General features: G+C 71.2%; 15 protein-coding genes. 4 read left to right on the top strand and 11 right to left on the bottom strand.

All coding sequences use genetic code 11. From position 1 onward, the window contains the following. On the bottom strand, positions 1-525 hold a 525-nt coding region (locus VN520_RS06545), incomplete at its 3' end, for an enterochelin esterase domain-containing protein (protein ID WP_325745889.1). A gap of 186 nt (positions 526-711) precedes the next feature. On the opposite strand from VN520_RS06545, the gene VN520_RS06550 reads away from it, so the two are divergent. Further along, the gene (locus VN520_RS06550) at positions 712-1,764 is read left to right on the top strand and encodes a YncE family protein (protein WP_325745890.1); all 1,053 of its coding nucleotides are present in this window, start codon (positions 712-714) and stop codon (positions 1,762-1,764) included. Positions 1,765-1,904: 140 nt separating this feature from the next. On the opposite strand, the gene VN520_RS06555 is transcribed toward VN520_RS06550, so the two are convergent. The 7 genes from VN520_RS06555 to VN520_RS06585 all read right to left on the bottom strand — a co-directional run bounded on the left by VN520_RS06555 (position 1,905) and on the right by VN520_RS06585 (position 11,897). Next, entirely contained in the window at positions 1,905-4,073 is a 2,169-nt protein-coding gene (locus VN520_RS06555) for a catalase (protein WP_325745901.1), read from the bottom strand. Between the two features lie 212 nt (positions 4,074-4,285). After that, positions 4,286-6,316, bottom strand: a complete 2,031-nt coding sequence (locus tag VN520_RS06560; RefSeq protein ID WP_325745891.1) for a CocE/NonD family hydrolase — start codon at positions 6,314-6,316, stop codon at positions 4,286-4,288. Between the two features lie 39 nt (positions 6,317-6,355). After that, positions 6,356-7,672, bottom strand: a complete 1,317-nt coding sequence (locus tag VN520_RS06565) for an ATP-grasp domain-containing protein (RefSeq protein WP_325745892.1) — start codon at positions 7,670-7,672, stop codon at positions 6,356-6,358. Between the two features lie 111 nt (positions 7,673-7,783). Continuing rightward, on the bottom strand, positions 7,784-8,410 hold the full coding sequence (locus tag VN520_RS06570; RefSeq protein ID WP_325745893.1) for an alpha-ketoglutarate-dependent dioxygenase AlkB: 627 nt from the start codon (positions 8,408-8,410) through the stop codon (positions 7,784-7,786). 39 nt (positions 8,411-8,449) lie between these two features. Beyond that, positions 8,450-9,232, bottom strand: a complete 783-nt coding sequence (locus tag VN520_RS06575) for a phosphatase PAP2 family protein (protein WP_325745894.1) — start codon at positions 9,230-9,232, stop codon at positions 8,450-8,452. Beyond that, positions 9,233-10,186 (bottom strand): YihY/virulence factor BrkB family protein, encoded by a 954-nt coding sequence (locus tag VN520_RS06580; protein ID WP_325745895.1) that lies wholly within the window; start codon positions 10,184-10,186, stop codon positions 9,233-9,235. Between the two features lies 1 nt (position 10,187). Beyond that, positions 10,188-11,897 (bottom strand): diacylglycerol kinase family protein, encoded by a 1,710-nt coding sequence (locus VN520_RS06585; RefSeq protein WP_414719782.1) that lies wholly within the window; start codon positions 11,895-11,897, stop codon positions 10,188-10,190. Positions 11,898-12,281: 384 nt separating this feature from the next. Between VN520_RS06585 and VN520_RS06590 the strand changes: the two genes are divergently transcribed. Together VN520_RS06590 and VN520_RS06595 are read left to right on the top strand one after the other, a co-directional pair. Then, on the top strand, positions 12,282-12,746 hold the full coding sequence (locus tag VN520_RS06590; RefSeq protein WP_325745896.1) for a DUF5709 domain-containing protein: 465 nt from the start codon (positions 12,282-12,284) through the stop codon (positions 12,744-12,746). 250 nt (positions 12,747-12,996) lie between these two features. Beyond that, the gene (locus VN520_RS06595) at positions 12,997-13,563 is read left to right on the top strand and encodes a type 1 glutamine amidotransferase domain-containing protein (protein ID WP_325745897.1); all 567 of its coding nucleotides are present in this window, start codon (positions 12,997-12,999) and stop codon (positions 13,561-13,563) included. 240 nt (positions 13,564-13,803) lie between these two features. On the opposite strand, the gene VN520_RS06600 is transcribed toward VN520_RS06595, so the two are convergent. From VN520_RS06600 to VN520_RS06610, 3 genes are all read right to left on the bottom strand, one after another. Next, the gene (locus tag VN520_RS06600) at positions 13,804-14,325 is read right to left on the bottom strand and encodes a hypothetical protein (RefSeq protein WP_325745898.1); all 522 of its coding nucleotides are present in this window, start codon (positions 14,323-14,325) and stop codon (positions 13,804-13,806) included. Between the two features lie 121 nt (positions 14,326-14,446). Then, positions 14,447-15,319, bottom strand: coding sequence for an ABC transporter permease (locus tag VN520_RS06605; RefSeq protein ID WP_325745903.1), 873 nt, complete (start codon positions 15,317-15,319; stop codon positions 14,447-14,449). 14 nt (positions 15,320-15,333) lie between these two features. After that, a complete protein-coding gene (locus VN520_RS06610; protein WP_325745899.1) occupies positions 15,334-15,954 on the bottom strand; it encodes an ABC transporter ATP-binding protein in 621 nt (206 codons plus the stop codon). Between the two features lie 262 nt (positions 15,955-16,216). On the opposite strand from VN520_RS06610, the gene VN520_RS06615 reads away from it, so the two are divergent. Further along, positions 16,217-17,623: a flavin-containing monooxygenase gene (locus tag VN520_RS06615; RefSeq protein ID WP_325745900.1), complete on the top strand. Its 1,407-nt coding sequence runs from the start codon at positions 16,217-16,219 to the stop codon at positions 17,621-17,623. The last annotated feature ends 187 nt before the right edge of the window (positions 17,624-17,810 follow it).

Consider the following 17,810-nt stretch of genomic DNA (forward strand, 5'->3'; position numbering starts at 1 on the left):
GCCGGGCGCGGCCGGGAGTTCGGCGTAGGACACCGGTGCGCCGCTCCAGCGGCGCGGCAGGGTGCGGCCGTTGAGCGGGTCGTGCCGGGGCCGGCTGCGCAGCCACTGCCAGTAGCCGGCGGTACCGGGCCCGGGGCCGCCGCCCTCGTCCACGTAGAAGTCGTACGTTCCGCGCCAGTCGTGGCGCAGCCGCAGCGACCAGTGCCACACGTCGGTGCCGGGTACCCGCTCCATCAGGTTGCCCTCGGGCGCGCGCGGGTCGCCGAGCTTGTTGGGCAGTACCTGCACGGCACGGGTGGCGGGGGTGCCGCGCCACAGGAACGTCACCGCCCGGTGGTCGGGGCTGCCCTGCGGGTCCGGAGAGACGAGGGGGGTGCCGCTGCTGCGTACGGCCGCCCAGAATTCCTCGGTCTCCCCCGGGGCGGGGAGCCGGCAGCCCGGTTCCCGGAGCCGCGGCACTCCGTCCGGGCGCGCGGTCCGAGGCGGCCGGCGCGGGGCGTCTTGCGGCGGCACTGACGTGATCACGAGAGGGACTCCGAACAACGGGGAACAGCGACTTAGGGTCACCTTATCTCCCGTGGGACAACGCGAGCCCCAGCGGTAGCCTTGTTGCGCAGGTCACACACCCAAGGGTACTTTACTTAGGCAAGCCTAAGCTAAGTTACAACTGTTGCGTTTCCCGCTGAACCCTGCCAGGGAGTTGACCCCCGCATGACCTCGTCCAACAGAAGCCGTCGCACCGTCACCCGCGCCGCCGTCGCTCTCGTGATCGCCGTAGGCAGCACCGCCGCGCTGTCGGGCACCGCTTCCGCGCACACCTCCGCCGGCGCCGTCACGGTCGCGCCGCTCGTGAAGGGCCTTTACCAGTCCTCGTACTCCGAGCGGAACAACGTCCTGTGGACCACCGCCGCCGTGGGCCGTCCGCCGGTCGTGGCCTCCAGTCTGCTCAAGGTCGACCCGAAGACCCTCAAGGTGAAGCAGACCATCACCCCGCCCGTCACCGACGCCGCCACGGGTGCGCTGGAAGCCGTCTACGGCGTAGCCGCGGACGACGAGCACAACACGGTCTGGACGACGAACACCCGCAACAACACCGTCGCCGTGTACAGCCAGCGCACCGGAGAGCACCTCGCCACCCTCCCTGACGTGAACCACGCCCGTGAGATCGTCGTGGACGAACGCCACAACACCGTGTGGGCGAGTGCCTTCGAGGACGGCTCCCTCGTCGCCTTCGACTCCAGGACGTTCAAGGAGAAGCAGCGGATCACCGTCACAGGGGCCGGGCCGACCGGCCTGGTCGTGAACGAGCGGACCGGCACCGCGTACGCCGCGGACCTCAACGGCGACCAGGTCATCGAGGCCACCGCCAAGTCCGCCACGCCGCGGCTCATCCCCGCCGGTGACGGCCCGATCTCGATCGCACTGTCCAAGAACGGCAGGACCGCCTACACCGCCAACCAGACCGGCGGCGACCTCTCGGTGATCGACCTCAAGAAGGGGCTCGTCACCAGGTCCGTCGCGACGGGTGCGGGCGCCCTGTCCGTCGCCGACGACGACCGCACGGGCAACGTCGTGGTCGTCAACCGCACCGCCGCCACGGCGACGGTCGTCGACCCGCGCAAGGGCACCGTCGTCCGGACCGTGACCACGGGCACGAACCCCAACCACGTCACCGTCGTCGACGGCACCGCCTACGTGGTCGACAAGTCCGGAGCCGGCCTCGGCGGCGCCGACCAGATCCACAGCTTCCGCGTCACCCGCTGACACCGGCAGCTCCGCTGCCCTCCCCCGCTCCGCGCAGCCCGTGATGCTGCGGTCCCCGCACGCGCCGGAGGCGGCGCCCGTACTCCGGGCGCCGCCTCCGGCCTGTTCCCTGGCGTCGTGCCGGACAGCCGGCAGCTGTGTCAGACCGTGGAGGGGAAGCGGTCCCAGACCCGGTGCTTGCCCAGGAGCTGCTGGACCTCTTCCAGCACCTCGCTGCCCGTGCCCGCGCTCACCACGCCCGGTGCGTCCTGGGGTACGCCCGCGGAAGCCAGGACACGGTCACCGCCCGCCCACGTGCCGATCGCCTTGGCATGCCGGTACGCCTCGTTCAGCAGCAGGAGCACCCGGGGGTCGGTGGCGGCGGTGCCGGCCGCGCCCGCCTTGGCGTCCCGCGCACCGATCGCGTCGGCGCCCGCACCGGGCGCACCGGCGAGCAGGACGGCGTCGAACTCGACGGAACGGGCGGTGGCGTAGGTCCGCTGGACGGTGACCGGGTCGCCGTCCGCGTCGAGGACACCGCCGGCGGGGGCGATGACCAGCGGCACCATGCCGCCGGCCTGCACCGCGTCGCGTACCGCCCGGACACCGTCGAGGTCGGCGTCCTTGTCGGCGATGATGCCGATGATCCGTCCGTCCACCGGCCAGACCCCGCCGACCTGGGACAGGGCGGGGCTCGGTTCCGGGGTCGCGAGGGGTCCGTCCGGCTCGGGGGCCGGCAGCCCCAGGCCGGCGGCGACCTGCTCGCACAGCTGGGCGTCGATCCGGGCGAGCACCTTGAGGGCACGCTCCTTGATCGCCTGCTCGTAGCACTTGCCCAGCTCGAAGGTGTAGGCGGCGATGATGTGTTCGCGCTCCACGGGAGTCATGCTGAGCCAGAAGAGGCGGGGCTGGCTGAAGTGGTCGTCGAAGGACTCGGGGGCCTCGCGTACCTTGAGGCTCGCGGCGACCTCGGCGGGCACCTCGACGAACGCCCCGTTGTCCGCTCCCGCCAGGAACGGGCAGCCTCCGTCGAGGGAGTTGGGCCGGTACGGCGCGACTCCCCGGTGGACCGCCGTCTGGTGCATGCCGTCCCGCAGCATGTCGTTGACCGGGGCGTGCGTCCGGTTGATGGGCAGCTGCGGGAAGTTGGGGCCGCCGAGCCGGGTGAGCTGGGTGTCGAGGTAACTGAACAGCCGGCCCTGGAGCAGCGGGTCGTTGGTGACGTCGATGCCCGGCACCATGTTGCCGACGTGGAAGGCGACCTGCTCCGTCTCGGCGAAGAAGTTCGACGGGTTGGCGTCAAGTGTCATCAGGCCGATCGGCTGTACCGGCGCGAGCTCCTCCGGGACGATCTTCGTCGGGTCGAGCAGGTCGATGCCCTGGAACATCTGGTCAGGGGTGTCGGGAAACGTCTGGACGCCCAGCTCCCACTGGGGATAGGCGCCGGCCTCGATGGCGTCGGCGAGGTCCCGGCGGTGGAAGTCCGGGTCGACGCCTCCCGCGATCTGGGCCTCCTCCCAGACCTGCGAGTGGACCCCCAGCTTGGGCTTCCAGTGGAATTTGACCAGGGTGGTGGCGCCTTCGGCGTTGACGAGCCGGAAGGTGTGGACGCCGAAGCCCTCCATCGTGCGGTACGAGCGCGGGATACCGCGGTCGGACATGTTCCACAGCGTGTGGTGGGTCGCCTCGGAGTGCAGGGTGACGAAGTCCCAGAACGTGTCGTGGGCGCTCTGTGCCTGCGGGATCTCCCGGTCGGGGTGCGGTTTGCCCGCGTGGATGATGTCGGGGAACTTGATGGCGTCCTGGATGAAGAAGACCGGGATGTTGTTCCCGACGAGGTCGAAGACGCCTTCCTCGGTGTAGAACTTCGTGGCGAAGCCGCGGGTGTCGCGCACGGTGTCGGCCGATCCGCGGGAGCCGAGCACGGTGGAGAACCGGACGAAGACCGGTGTCTCCACGTCCTTCGCCAGGAAGGCGGCCTTCGAGATCTTCGCCGCGCTCCCGTAGCCGCGGAACACCCCGTGCGCAGCGGCGCCCCGGGCGTGCACCACGCGCTCCGGGATGCGCTCGTGGTCGAAGTGGGTGATCTTCTCCCGGAGGTGGTGGTCCTGGAGCAGGACCGGGCCGCGTGGGCCGGCCTTCAGGGAGTGGTCGGTGTCGTACAGTCGGGCGCCCTGTGCGGTGGTCAGGTAGGCACCGCTCTGAGCGTTGCGTGCCTGGTCGGCTCCGGTGGGCTGGCCGGTCGGGCTCACCGTCTCGGGGCCGGTCTGGTCGTCCTTGGGGGGCAGCGGCTCGCGAGGGGCGGTCGGCTCCTCCACCGACGGCGGCATGCTGCCGGGCGCGCCCGGAATCGGCTCGTTTCCCTGCTTCTTCTTCACTTCTCGTCCTCCTGAGATGTAGCCCGTCACCGGACCGGCGTACCGGTGGATGCGGCGCGGTGAGCCGTCCGGTCACACGTATGCATTCCTGCCGTAGCAGGGCCTGGCTGCCACGGCGGACACCGCGCCGTCACTCTTTCGGCAGCGGCCCGCCGACGGGCAGGTCAGACGTTCTTTCTGGGGATCTGTTCGTTCCAGGTACGGGAGAAGACCCGGCGGCCGTCCTCGTACCCGTCGAGCGTGGCGTCCACGTGGAAGGTCTCCTCGTCCGAGGTCAGCACGGTTCGTGTCTCGACCCGGATGTCCCAGCCGGGGCGTCCGAAACGCATCTCCCAGGCCGATTCACCGCGTACGGACCCGAAGTCCTCACCCACCCAGCTGTACTTCTCGCAGGCCCTCAGCCCGGTTTCGATCCCGGTGTCCTCGTGCCGCTGGAGTCCGCGGTCCTTCACGATGTCGAGCACCGACCGGTAGTTCACGAGGTCCCTGGACACGGTCCACGCCTGCTCCGGCTCGCTCAGCCGGGTGACGGCGGGGGGCGCGCAGCCCTCGGGTTCGCCGAAGGGCGGCAGCGCCTTGTCCTCCGGCACGTCACCCGGGCGGACCGGCAGGGTGAGGGTGCTGCCCTTCTCGTACACGCTGAGCAGCGCCGGCCGGGGCGCCGGCCACACGAGGGGCCAGTACGAGGTGGACAGCGACAGCCGGATGCGGTGCCCGGGCGGGAACGCCTGCGCGACGCCGTGGAGCGGCACGCGCACCCGGTAGCGCCTGCCCGGCTCCAGGGCCTCGGGGGCTTCCTCGCTGTCGCGGTGGGTGAGGTTGAGCACCCCGTAGGTGACCCGGGTCGAGCGCCCGTCCGGTGCCACGTCGGACAGCCTGACGTTGACCTGCGCGACCGGGGCGTCCGCGGCCACCTCCAGGACGACGGCGGGTGCCCCGAGGATCTCGATCCGCTCGGTCAGCGGCTCGGTCTGGAAGACGAGGGAGCCGCCGTCCTCCTCGCGCTGGTCGTAGGGCAGGTCCGGCGGAGCGTTGTACGAGGCCCATTTGCCGGCGAACTGTCCGACGGACAGCGGCGACTGCACCGTCCGGACCCGGTCCTCCTGCTCGCTGCCGCCGTCCGGCATCCCGAGGGCCGCGTCGCACAGCGGGAAGACGGCTTCCCCGATGTTCGGGGAGGGCCAGGAGGGCTCGCCGACCCAGCGGCCCGGCCGTTCCTCGTACGAGGTCGAGGGCGGGACGCTCTCCTGCATCCACGCCTTGAGCATGGGACCGTCCATGACGCCGTTGTCGACGCCCTTGAGCCAGTGGTCCCACCAGCGGACGACCTCCTGGAGGTATCCGATGGCCGGTCCCGGTTCGCCGAGGTGCGGGAGCTTGTGCGACCAGGGGCCGATCAGTCCCTTGCGCGGGACGTCGACGTTGCTGAGCAGCCGGGTCACGGCGTTGGAGTAACCGTCCGCCCAGCCGCTGGAGGCGAGTACCGGGCATTGCAGGGCCGAGTAGTCCTCGCTCAGGCTGGCGTGGCGCCAGTAGCCGTCCCGCTGCTGGTGGCGCAGCCACTCCAGGACCCAGGGGCGTGCGGCGTCGAGCCGCTCCCGCCACATCTCCCGCCAGCGCTCGCCGACCACGGCCCGGTCGGGCGGGCAGGTGGCGTACGCGAACATGGTCCCGGCCTCGGCCAGGTTGTCGGACAGCATCGCGCCGCCGAGGTAGTGCATGTCGTCCGCGTACCTGTCGTCGGTGAACGACGCGATGCAGATGGCGCGCAGGCTCGGCGGCCTGCGTGCGGCCGTCTGCAGGGCGGCGAAGGCTCCCCAGGAGATGCCCATCATCCCGGTGTTCCCGTCGCACCAGGGCTGCTCGGCGAGCCAGGCCAGCACCGCCTCGGCGTCGCTCTGCTCCTGTTCGAGGTACTCGTCCAGCAGCACGCCCTCCGACTCGCCGGTCCCCCGCAGGTCGACGCGTACGCAGGCGTAGCCGTGTCCGGCGATGTAGGGGTGGTGGATGGCGTCACGCTCGGAGGTGAGGTCGTTCTTCCGGTACGGGATGTACTCCAGAACGGCCGGCACGGGATCCGTGTCGGAGGCGGTGGGGCGCCAGATCCGTGCGGAGAGCTTCACCCCGTCCTCCATGGGGATCGTGACGTGCTTCTCTTCCTGGATCGCGCAGGGCAGCTGGTCGACGTAGCGCATGCCTGGGCGACCTCCTTTCGTCGTGCTGGACCTGACGGATCACCGGGTCTTCGTACCGCGGCCTCCCGGCTCCGTCTCGTCGAAGGTGAGTCCGAGGGCGGCCACGCACCGGTCGAACTTGCGGCGCAGGTCCTTCTCGTCGTCGCCCCCGGTGAAGATGTGGGCGACCTCGTAGCTGTAGCTGTCCTGCTGGGAGACCGTGGAGAGCTTCTGTCCCTCCTCGGGTACGACGTCGATGCGCACACCGGGTATCTCGCGCTCGATGGCGGCGATCCGCTCCGGGGTGGGCACCTCGTGCACCTTGCCGTCGCCGAACCAGCGGTAGTACCACTTGGCGGCCATGGCGTAGGGCCCCTTGCCGCCGGGCAGTGCGGGGTCGCGGTCCAGCGCGAGGCTGATCATGCGGTGGTGGTTGGGTGCGCCGTCGACGTAGTCGAAGAGTTCGGCGTGGGACTGCGAGTGCCGCGGGTTGATCTCCAGGAGGCTGATGTCCTGCGTCTTCGGATCGTAGAAGTACTCGATGCTGAAGGTGGCCGACTCCATGCCGATCTGCTGCATGGTCCGTTCGCTGACCTCGTGCAGCTTGCGGATGACCGGGGCGGGGAGGCTGCTCGGGTACTGATGGCGCAGGAAGCACGGGGAGGCCGGGTAGTTGATCGAGTCCAGTACGCCGTACACGGTCGCCCTGCCCTGGTACACGTACCCCTCGACAGCCACCTGGATGCCGGTCATCGCCTCCTCGGCCAGACAGACCTCTCCTCCCACGCCCTCCATCTCCGGGGGGAGGTCCAGCAGGCCGAGCACGGTGTCGAAGGGCCTGCCGACCCGGCTTATGCCCGCCCGGATCTCCTCGACGGCCTTCCGGAACTCCGTCATGTCCGAGACGCCGAAGGCCAGCTCGGACGAGTAGGCGAGAGCCGGCTTGAGCCACATGGGGAAGTCGACCCCTTCGGGGGGCTTCGGGTCGTCCGCCTCCAGGTCCACCCGGCCGAATCGGGGGTGCTCGTCGATGACCTTCTGCTGTTCCAGCCTGCTCCAGTACTTGTGCTCGCACTTGACGACGGATTCGAGGCTGGTCGTGCGCACTCCGTACTCCTTGCCGAGCATCGGGACGAGGGTGCTCACCGGGAAGTCCCAGTACCCGACGATCGCGTCGATGCTGCCCTCGTGCGCGTCGAGAACGGCCCGGGCACGGTCCATCAGGTCCGGCACGGACACCTCGCCCTCCTGCAGTTCCCCTATGGTCAGCAGACGGTGGAACCGGTAGGCACCGGCGTCCGGGACCGCTTCCAGCATCGGCAGGTTGGAGTCGTCCAGGCCGACGACGAAGATGTTCTTGCGCTGCTCGTGCGGCATGCGGGTGCCCCTCGGTAGGAAGTTTTCGTGCACTCCGCAGCGCCTGCCCTGAGGGGCGGCCGGCATGCGGGGGCATCTTCCGGGAGAGTCGTGCGGCTCTTCCCCGTCGCGTCAGCGCACTCCGCGGGGGCGGTACTGGACGCTGATCCGCGGCCCCTGGGCATGCGCGGTCCTGGGAACGGCGTGCTGCCAGGTGCGCTGGCAGGAGCCGCCCATGACGATCAGGTCACCGTGGCCCAGCGGCCGGCGCACCGTGCCGCCTCCGCGGCAGGGGCGCAGGAGCAGATCACGCGGAGCGCCGAGGGAGAGGATCGCCACCATCGTGTCCTCGTGCGCGCTGCGTCCGGTCAGGTCGCCGTGCCAGGCGACGCTGTCGCGCCCGTCCCGGTAGTAGCAGAGCCCGGCCGTGGTGAAGGGCTCGCCCAGCTCGTCGCCGTAGTGGCGGGACAGCGCGTCCCGGGCCTCGTCGAGGACGGGGCTCGGCAGGGCGTCCTGGGCGCGGTAGAAGGCGAGCAGTCTGGGCACGTCGACCGTCCGGCCGTACATCCGCCGGCGCTCGGCCCGCCAGGGCACCCCGTCCGCGAGCTCGGCGAAGAGCTCGTCGGCGCCGCTCAGCCAGCCCGGCAGCAGGTCGATCCACGCGCCGTCACCCAGGACCGTCCTGCGCAGCCCGGCGAGAGGGCCGAGGCGCGGACGGTCGGCCTGGTCGAAGAGCGAGCCCTGGAGGTGGACGGACATGGCGGCAACCCTACTCCCGTACTAGAACAAGCGTTCCCTTCAGTGAGCGGAACCGTCTCCCTCGGGATCGTCACCGCTCAGTTCCGGCTCCAGCCCCTCGGACACCTCGGTCCGGCCTAGGCCCGCCTCGGCGCGCCACGCCTCGAAGGACCAGCCCGTCAGTGCCACCACCGCCAGCCCGAGCGTCCAGCCGCCGAGCACGTCGCTGAACCAGTGGACGCCGAGTGCGACGCGGGTGAATCCGACGCCCAGGACGGAGACCACCGCCACGGCCAGGAACAGGGGACGGGCTCCGCGGCGCACCATGGGCAGGAGGACGAGCAGCAGGATCGCGAACGAGGTCATGGCCGTCATCGCGTGGCCCGAGGGGAAGGAGAAGCCGGGGGCGTGGGCCACCGGATCCGGCAGCTCAGGCCTCGCACGCTCGACCACCACCTTCACCAGCAGACCCGTCAGCCCTCCGCCCACCGCGGTGACGGCCGCCCATGCGGCCAGACGCCAGGCCCGGCGGTGCACCAGCCACAGGGTGAGCACCGCGACCGCCGCACGCAGGGTCACGGGATCCCACACCACGTCGGAGAAGAAACGCAGGGTGCCCGTCCACGCCGGGTGGTCGAGGGCGGTCCGGTTCAGCCACCGTGCCGCGCCCGCGTCCAGGCGCCGCAGCGGATGCCATCCGCTCTCCACGAGGACGAGCAGGAGCCCGAAGAGGACGGCGGCGGCTGCGGCGACGGCTGCGGACCCGAACAGCCGGATCCCGAATCTGCGGTCGGCGTCCCGACGGCTCCGTCGTGGGGCCCGGGCGGTGGTGCGGACAGTCATTCAGACTCCTGGGTCGGGCTGTACGGGTCCGGGCTGCCTGGCCCGCACCGCCTCCAGCTGGGCGGCGAAGGAGAGGCCGAGGAAGAGGGCGATGGAGGTGAGGTAGGCCCAGAGCAGGAGGGACATGAATGCCGTGAGCGGGCCGTACACGGTGTCGAACGAGCCGCTGATCTCCAGGTAGAGGCTGAACAGCCAGGTCAGAGCCGTCCAGAGCACCAGGTAGACGGCGGCGCCGAACGCCAGCCAGGTGTACCCCGGCTGCCGGCGCCTCGGGGAGCGGCGGAAGATGGCGCTCGCCGAGAGGATCACGAGGACCACCCCCGCGGGCCAGCGCAGCAGGTCCCACGCGGACCGGGCACCGGCGCCGAGGTCGTACACGTCGACCACGGCCGCCACCAGGTCGCCGCCGGCCACCATCGCGATGAAGCCGACGCCGAGAGGGATGCCGGCGGTCATCGACATCACCAGCCCGCGCAGGTACTTCAGATGGAACACCCGGTCGCGCTCGACCCCGTAGATGCGGTTGGCGCCGCGCTCTATCTGGCACATCGCGGTCGTGGTGTTGGCCAGGGAGAACAGCAGCCCGAACCACAGGGCGATCTGGGTCCCGTCGCCTGCTCCGTGCCGGCTGCGGTCCAGCGCGTCCTGGACCACCTCGGCGCTGGGCCCCGCCGTGATGCGTTGGATCGTCAGTTCCGCGACCCTGCCCAGGTTTTCCGTGTGCAGGGTGGTGGAGAGCCCGACGAATACGATGACCAGGGGAACGACGGCCAGCACGGTCTGCAGGGCGAGCGCCCGGGAGTTGCTGAAGCCGTCGGCGTACCGGAAGCGGACGAAGGAGTCACGCAGCAGTGGCCAGCGGCCGTAACGCCGCAGGGTGGTCAGTGCCTCGTCGCCGGACAGCTCGCTGCCGACCATGTCGCGGGTCTGCGGGACCCTGGTGGCGGTGCCCATCTCACTCTCCTCCGTCAGGCATGAGTACGGTCAGCGCGCCAGGTCTGACCTGCGCGGTGAGACGTCGGCCCGGGGGCACGGGATCGCCGTCCAGCTCACGCGGCTGCGCCTCCTCGAAGCGGATGTCCGCGTGGCGGAAGGTGAAGTACTCCACGGGAGGGGACCCGTCCGCGCGGCCGGTCCGCCCCTCGGGCCAGCGGCGTGCCAGCGACGCCACGGCGCTCAGCCAGCCCGCCGGTCCGCGCGGATCGAGGATCATGAGGTCGAGCAGTCCGTCGTCCGGTTCCGCGGCCGGTACCAGGGCCGCGCCGCCCTGCACCTTCCCGGTGTTGGCTATGAGCACCATCCTCCCGGTGCGCCGCAGGGGCCGCGCTCCGTCGATCCCCACCGTCAGGCGCATCCGGGGCGCGCGCAGCTCCCGCAGGCCCGCCATCACATAGGCGGGCCACCCGAGGAGGGCCTTGGCGCGGTCACTGGTGCTCTCCAGCATCGCGGCGTCGAGTCCTGCCCCGGCCATCACCGTGAAGTGTGCGGGTGGCATGCCGTCCCCCTCGATCCGCCCGAGGTCGAGACGGTGCGGGACACCGCGCAGTGCGACGGCCAGCGCCTGGGCCGGCTTCACCGGCAGGCCCAGGTTGCGGGCGAGGAGGTTGCCCGTGCCGCAGGGCACCACCGCGAGCGGTATGCCGGTGCCGGCCAGCGCCTCCGCGGCGGCGCGGACCGTCCCGTCACCGCCGCAGACCACGACGAGTGCCGCCCCTTCGCGCACCGCGCGTTCCGTCTGCCCCTTCCCCGGGTCCCCGGCCGTGGTCGGCACGAAGTCCGCTCCGTGGTGGCCGTGGTCCTCCAGGACCCGCCGGAGCGCGGCGCAGGCCGCCTCGTCGGTGACGGTGGGGTTGAAGACCACCGTGGTGCGTCCGGTGGCCTGCCCGTCCGGCGTCCCGGTGGCGGGCTCCTGGCGCGCCGCCGTACCGGCGGGTGCGGTGGCGGGCACATGCGGTCCGGTCAGCAGGGCGCGGCCGACGATCAGCAAGGAGAGTCCGCCGTTGAGCAGACCTCCCGCGATGTCCGTCGGATGGTGCATCCCCCGGTAGGCCCTGGCGAGGCCCACCAGCAGGGGCACGAGCAGCAGCAGCATCGCGACCGCCCTGCGCCAGGGAGCCTTCGTCCGGTGCAGGATCAGGACCGCGAGGCCGGCGTAGAGGGCGGTCGCCGCCCCGGTGTGTCCGGAGGTGTAGCTGGAGGTGGGGGGCGAGGCGTCGAGCCGTTCGGCATCCGGCCGGGTGCGGTCCACCGCTGCGGTGATGACCAGGAAGACCAGGGACTGCAGCGAGACGGCGACAGCCAGGTAGAGCGCGTCCCGCCACCGCGGAAGCTGCGGGACCAGGAGCAGCCCGAGACAGGCCAGGAGGGTGCCGGCCACGACGGTGGCCGTGTTGCCGGCCTCGGACACCACGAGGGACACCGTGTTCAGCGTGCCGGTGCGTGCCCGCTCCAGCGCCTCGCTGACCTCGTCCTCGTACGTCAGCGGCCACAGGCGTGCCGCCGGCCCGGTGAGCAGGAGCCCGAGCCCCACCATCAGGGCCGTCTGGCAGACCGCCGCCGAGGTGATGATTCCTGCGGCCCGGCCCATGCCCCCGGCAGGAAGCGGCATGGCGGACAGCTGCCCGCCGAGGAGGGCTGTGCGTCTTTCCGGTGTGTCGGTCGGCATCGCTTTCCCGTCGGTTCGGTGCCCCTCGGGCTACGAGTGGGCCGGGCCTCGCCCCGGCGTTCGCCGTCTGCCCCCTCCTGGCCCCTCCAGACCTGTCCCGGGGCACCGTGCCTCTCCCTTTCCGGCACGGCCCCGCGGCCCTTCCCGGTCGCAGCGGCTGGGGATCGGCCATAAGCTGCCGGGGCCGACGGGGTCCGGCCGCGAGGGCTCCGGCCAGGACTTCCGCCCCGCGCGGCAGTCGAACCGGGCCTCCCGCAGGACGAGTGGCGACCGGGGAGAACCGCATCACTGAGATGCGCGTCCGTGGGCAGGAGAGCGACGACGCCGTGCGGTCCCGGAACGGGCGACGGCGGATACGGCAACCTCAAGGGAAGGAGCGTCCCGATGTCGGAAACAGGACGCGGTGACGACGTCTACCAGCCGGACGGGTCGGACTCGGACAACAGGCCGACGGACGATCTCGACCCGCAGAACGTGATCGACGAGCCCGATCTCGACGACATGCTGGACACGGGTTACTCCCCGCCGGAGAAGCCCCTGGGCGTGTCGAAGTACGGGACCACCGGCGAGGAGCAGAGGCAGGGCGAGTCCCTCGACCAGCGTCTCGCTCAGGAGCGGCCCGAGGAGGATCCTCTCGGGGCGGACCGGGCCGACGACGAGCCGGAGGACAACGGCCCGGAGGAGGACGAGGCCGGGCAGGAACGTGCCGGCCGCGTCGCCGTCGCCGACGAGCAGCCCGGGGCCGTACGCAACAACAGGGTGCTGGGCCGCGACGTCGGCATCGACGGAGGCGCGGCCTCCGCAGAGGAGGCGGCGGTTCACATCCAGCAGGACGACGAGAGGGCCTGAACCGCGCGGCACAGGCCGGTGGCCCCGCACGGCACCGTCGCCGTAAGCCAGGGGTACTCGGTCGGGTGCCGTGAGCCAGGGGCACTCGGTCGGGTGCCGCGAGGCGGAGGGGCACTCGGCCCGGCCGCCTTCTCCCCCATGTCCTGCCCTGCCCGCCCCGGACACCGGAGGCATATGCTCCGCATATCGGGGGAACGTCACGATTGCGGGCCACGATCCGGTGTTCCGCCCCGAGGAAAGGTGGCAGCCGATGACCGACAACGACGTGGAGCAGCAGAAGGTACTGGCCGTGGTCACCAACTACGGCGTGGAACAGGACGAACTCCTGGTGCCCCTCGACCACCTCCGTGGTGCGGGGGCCCGGGTCGATGTCGCGGCCGTCTCGATGGATGACATCGTGACGCTGGTCGGTGACAAGGATCCGGGGAAGACCGTCCGGCCCGACCTCACCCTGGCCGACGCCGACCCCGCGGACTACGACCTGCTGCTCATCCCGGGCGGCACTCTCAACGCCGACACCCTCCGCCTCCAGAGCGCCGCCACCGGGATCGTCCGTGCCTTCACGGACTCCGGACGCCCTGTCGCGGCCATCTGCCACGGCCCCTGGGCGCTGGTCGAAGCGGGCGTCCTCACCGACAAGCGGCTGACCTCCTACGCCTCGCTGCGGACCGACATCCGCAACGCGGGAGGCGAATGGACCGACGAACCGGTCGTGACCGACGGTTCCGGTGGCTGGACGCTGATCACCTCACGCAACCCCGGCGACCTGGAACCGTTCGTACGGGAGATCGACACGGCCCTCTCGGCACGGTCCTGACGCAGCGCGTCGGGGCCCGGCCGCCCTCGCCCGCCCCGGCGTACTGCTCCTCATGCCCCTCACCGGCCTCATGGCCCCGAGGGGAGAAGGCGGCGAAGGCCGCACAGGACGGGACGCACGAGCCGGGGCCGGCCGGGAAGGCGGGTGTCCGGGGCTGAGCCTCCTGCCGCACGAGCCGGGCCGCCCTCATCGATCGCTCCGGGGGCGGTCGGGCCCTGTGCCTGAGAGAGGCGGTCCGTGCTACCAGCCGGCCTTCACGGCGGTGTAGGTCCGCTGGCAGTCGGCGTTGGTGGCCTGGTCCGCGAGCTTCTGCATGGAGGTGCCCCAGACCTTCTTGGCGACCTTCTCCAGCTCCCGCGTCCCGGCCGGGATGTCGGGTGCGTACTTCTTGATGGTCGCGAGGGCGGACCTGGCGAACTTGTTGCACACCGGCCCGGCGGCGCTCCGGTAGCGGGTGTCCAGGTCACCGGCCACTGCCTGGCCGTTCGCGGTGGCCCAGCTGTTCCAGGCCGCGCACGCCGGCTCCGTGAACGCGGCCTGATCGGCCTCGCTCAGGTTGAGGACCTCGACCAGCACGGTGTTCTGGACCTTCTCGGGGACCGTGAAATCCACGACCGGGAACTTGTCGAGCGTTTCGAGCAGGGCCGTCTGACAGGCGGGCGGCAGCTCCGCCGCCTGCGCGGAGGCGGGCACGGTCAGTGCGGAGGCGGACACGATCACCGCGGTGAGAGCGGCACGCTGGACGGTACGCGAAAGGAACATGGCGGGCGGTACTCCTTGGGAGAGGTCGGTTCTTGTCCGGGCCCGAATGACGGCCCGGCTGCAGAACGATCACGGGGCCCCGAGGTCACGGCTGACGCCCCTGGACGAGCGGGCCCGTGATTCAAGGACGCGGCGATCGGACGCGCGGCGCGGGGGCGTCCTCCTGCGGGGGGACGTGCGGTGCCGCCGCCCCGGGGTCCGTGCCGGGCACGGGCCGGCTTGTCCTCCGTACCGGCGGGAGTGCGTCGCGGGTGCGCCGGCGGAAGACCAGGAACCCCGCGAAGGACGCTCCGAACAGCCAGAGGAGCTGGATGGTGATGCCCTGTGACGCCGATGCGGTCGAGAATCCCGCCGACATGCTGGCCTGCACGGCGCCGTACGAGGGCAGGTACCGCACGACGGCACTGTCGGAACCCGAGCTCGACAGGGGATTCTGCAGGGCGAGATCAAGGATGCTGATCATGAGAATCGCGAACATCCCCTCCACCTCCCGGCCCAGCACCGATCCGAAGACCACCCCGAGCGCTCCGTACGTCATGGCTGCGCAGAACAGTGCCGCGGCGAGCACCAGCGGCTGGCGCGGAGACCAGCCGACGCAGGTGGCGGCCGTCGCGTAGGCAGCGACGGCCGCGCACGCCAGGGTGAGCGCGGCGAGTTTGGCGAGCACCAGGTGGGGCCGGGGGTAACCCGCCATCGCGAGGCGCCGGTCGAAGGCTCCGCCGGTGAAGGTGGCGGCAAACATCATGAAGCCGGCGATCAGGGTCACGGCGTTCAACGCACCTGTGATCTGGGTGAGCTGGTTGCCCGCCGGAGAGAGGACCTCGCCTGTGGCCCGTAACCGGAAGGGCGCCGGCCTGTCCGGGATGGTGACGTAGGCCAGGGCGATCCAGACGGGCACGTACAGCACGACCAGCAGCATGGCGAACCGGTTGCGGGCGTGCCCGATCAGTGCGTACCGGGAGGCTGTGGCGAACAGGGACCAGTGCCTCCTCATGCTCATGCTGGTCCTCATGTCACCGCCCCCTTCTCCGGCCGGGCTTCCTGGCGGTGCAGCCGTCCGTCCTCCAGGCGCCACAGCTCGTCCAGCCGGCCGACGTCGTACGCCAGGTGGGAGACGACCAGGACCGAGCGTCCCGTGTCGCGCAGCTTCGTCGCCAGGTCCCAGAAGCGCAGATACGTCTCCCAGTCGAACCCCTGGTAGGGCTCGTCCAGGAGCAGCACGTCGGGGTCGTGCATGAGCGCGAGGGTGAGGTTGAGCTTCTGCCGTGTACCGCCGCTGAGCAGACCCGCACGCCGGTCGAGGTACGCGGTGCAGTCCAGGGTCTCCAGTACTTCCTCGGCTCTCCGCAGGTCGGTGAGGCCGAAGGCGCATCTGAAGAAGTCGAGGTGCTGGCGGACGGTGAAGGAGTCGTCGAGGACCACGGACTGGGGGCAGTAGCCGAATCTGCCGCTGTGGTGCACCGAGCCCAGGTCCGGTCCGATCTCGCCCGAAAGGATCTTCAGGAGCGTCGACTTGCCCGCACCGTTCTCGCCCACGATCCCGGCGAGTACCCCCGGACGCAGATCGAGGTCGACTCCGCGCAGGACGGCGTGCCGGCGGTAGGAATGGTGCACATCTCTGACTTCCAACGCTCTGCTCCGTCGTGCCGGCTTCTACGGGGACGTGGACTGCGCCCGCCAGTACCCAACGAGCGGGTGGTGCGACGGAAACGGAGCCGGGGCCGGCCCCGGAACCCTTCGTCAACCCGCGGTGGCCCCCGTCATGCGTGCGAGGGGTTTGCCCGCCGACGCCGCTCCGCGGCCTCCGGGGAGCCGTTGAGGTGACCGGGACCGCGGCGGGAGCAGGCTCCCCGGTCACGAGTACGGGAGGTCAGCCATGCGGAGAACATGCGTGATCGGAGCCGGCCCGTCGGGGCTGGCGGCGAGCCGGGTCCTGGCGGCGCGGAACATACCGTTCGACTGCTACGAAGCCGGCTCGGGCATCGGCGGGCTGTGGCGGTATCCCCACGACAACGGAATGTCCGGGGTCTACGCCTCGCTGCACGCCAACATCTCGAAGGAGAGCATGTCCTTCGCCTCCCTGGCCATGCCGGAGCACTACCCGCTCTTCCCCCACCACAGCCAGGTTCTGGCCTACCTGGAGGACTACGCCGCGTCCTTCGGCCTCCACCGCCATACCGTGCTCGGCACGGAGGTGACCGCGGTACGTCCCCTGCCCGGCGGCGGCTGGGAGGTCGCCTGCCGGCGCCGGGGTGAGGGCACCTCGGGCACGGTGCGGCGCTACAGCGAGGTGGTGGTGGCCAACGGGCACCACTGGGACCCCCGGCTCCCGGACCCGCCCGTGCCCGGGGCGGAGCGGTTCGGAGGCACCGCCGTCCACTCGCACGCCTACCGGACCCCGTTGCCGTACACGGGCCGGCGGGTCCTGGTGGTCGGGATGGGCAACTCCGCGTGCGAGATCGCGGCGGAGATCTCCCGTACGGCGTCGCGCACCTTTCTCTCCACCCGTGACGGAGCGCACGTGTTCCCCAAGATGCTCCTCGGCCGCCCCGCCGACCATCTGGTGTCGAACCCCGTCTCGGATCTTCCGGTCCTCATCAAGCGCCCGGCGCTGCGGCTCCTCCTCCGGCTGACCCGCGGCAGCCTCTCCCGCTACGGGCTTCCCGAGCCGTCCCGCCCGCTGCTCACCACACACCCCTCCACCTCGGACGAACTCCTCGTCCAACTGGCCCGGGGTGCGATCGGGGTGAAGCCCGGGGTCAGCAGTTTCGGAAGTGACTCGGCGGACTTCACCGACGGGACACGTGAGCGGATCGACGACGTCGTGTACACCACCGGGTACCGGATCTCCTTCCCCTTCCTGGAACCGGACGTGTTCTCCTCCCCCGACGGCCGTACGGAGCTGTATCTGCGCACGGTTCCGCCGGAGCTCCCGGGGCTCTTCTTCATGGGCCTCGCGCAGCCGTCCGGCGCGGCCTTCCCGCTGCTGGAGGCGCAGGCGGAGTGGATCGCCGAGCTGATCGAGGGGACGGCAGCCCTGCCGCCGCCGTCCCGCATGAAGCGGTCCGTCCGACGCGAGTGGCAGCGCCACCGCAGGACCTACGCCTCCTCCTACCGCCACGGGATCGAGATCGACTTCCGCACCTACCGCAGGGCACTGCGCCGTGAACGTCGAGCAGGCCGCCGCCGGGCGCGCGGCACGGCCCCCGGCCCCCCTGCCGAATCCGGCCTCGCGCCTCGGGCCGACGCGGTGCGAGCCGCTCAGCCAGGTCTCCCAGGGCACCGGCCTCCTCCTTGACCGCGGCCGTCGCCGGTGGGGCCGGAGGCGCAGGTGTGAGCCCGCCGGAGCGGGCCCGCTCCCCGTCAGCCGCCGGACACGGGGGGAGCCACAGCGCGCTCCAGCTCCTCCACCGCCTGCTCCCACAGGCCCGGCAGGGACTCCCCCTGGGGGAACGCACGGTCGGTCACGAAGGACACCTCGGCAT

The sequence above is a fragment of the Streptomyces sp. genome (assembly GCF_035563135.1).
In the GTDB taxonomy this organism is placed as follows: domain Bacteria; phylum Actinomycetota; class Actinomycetes; order Streptomycetales; family Streptomycetaceae; genus Streptomyces.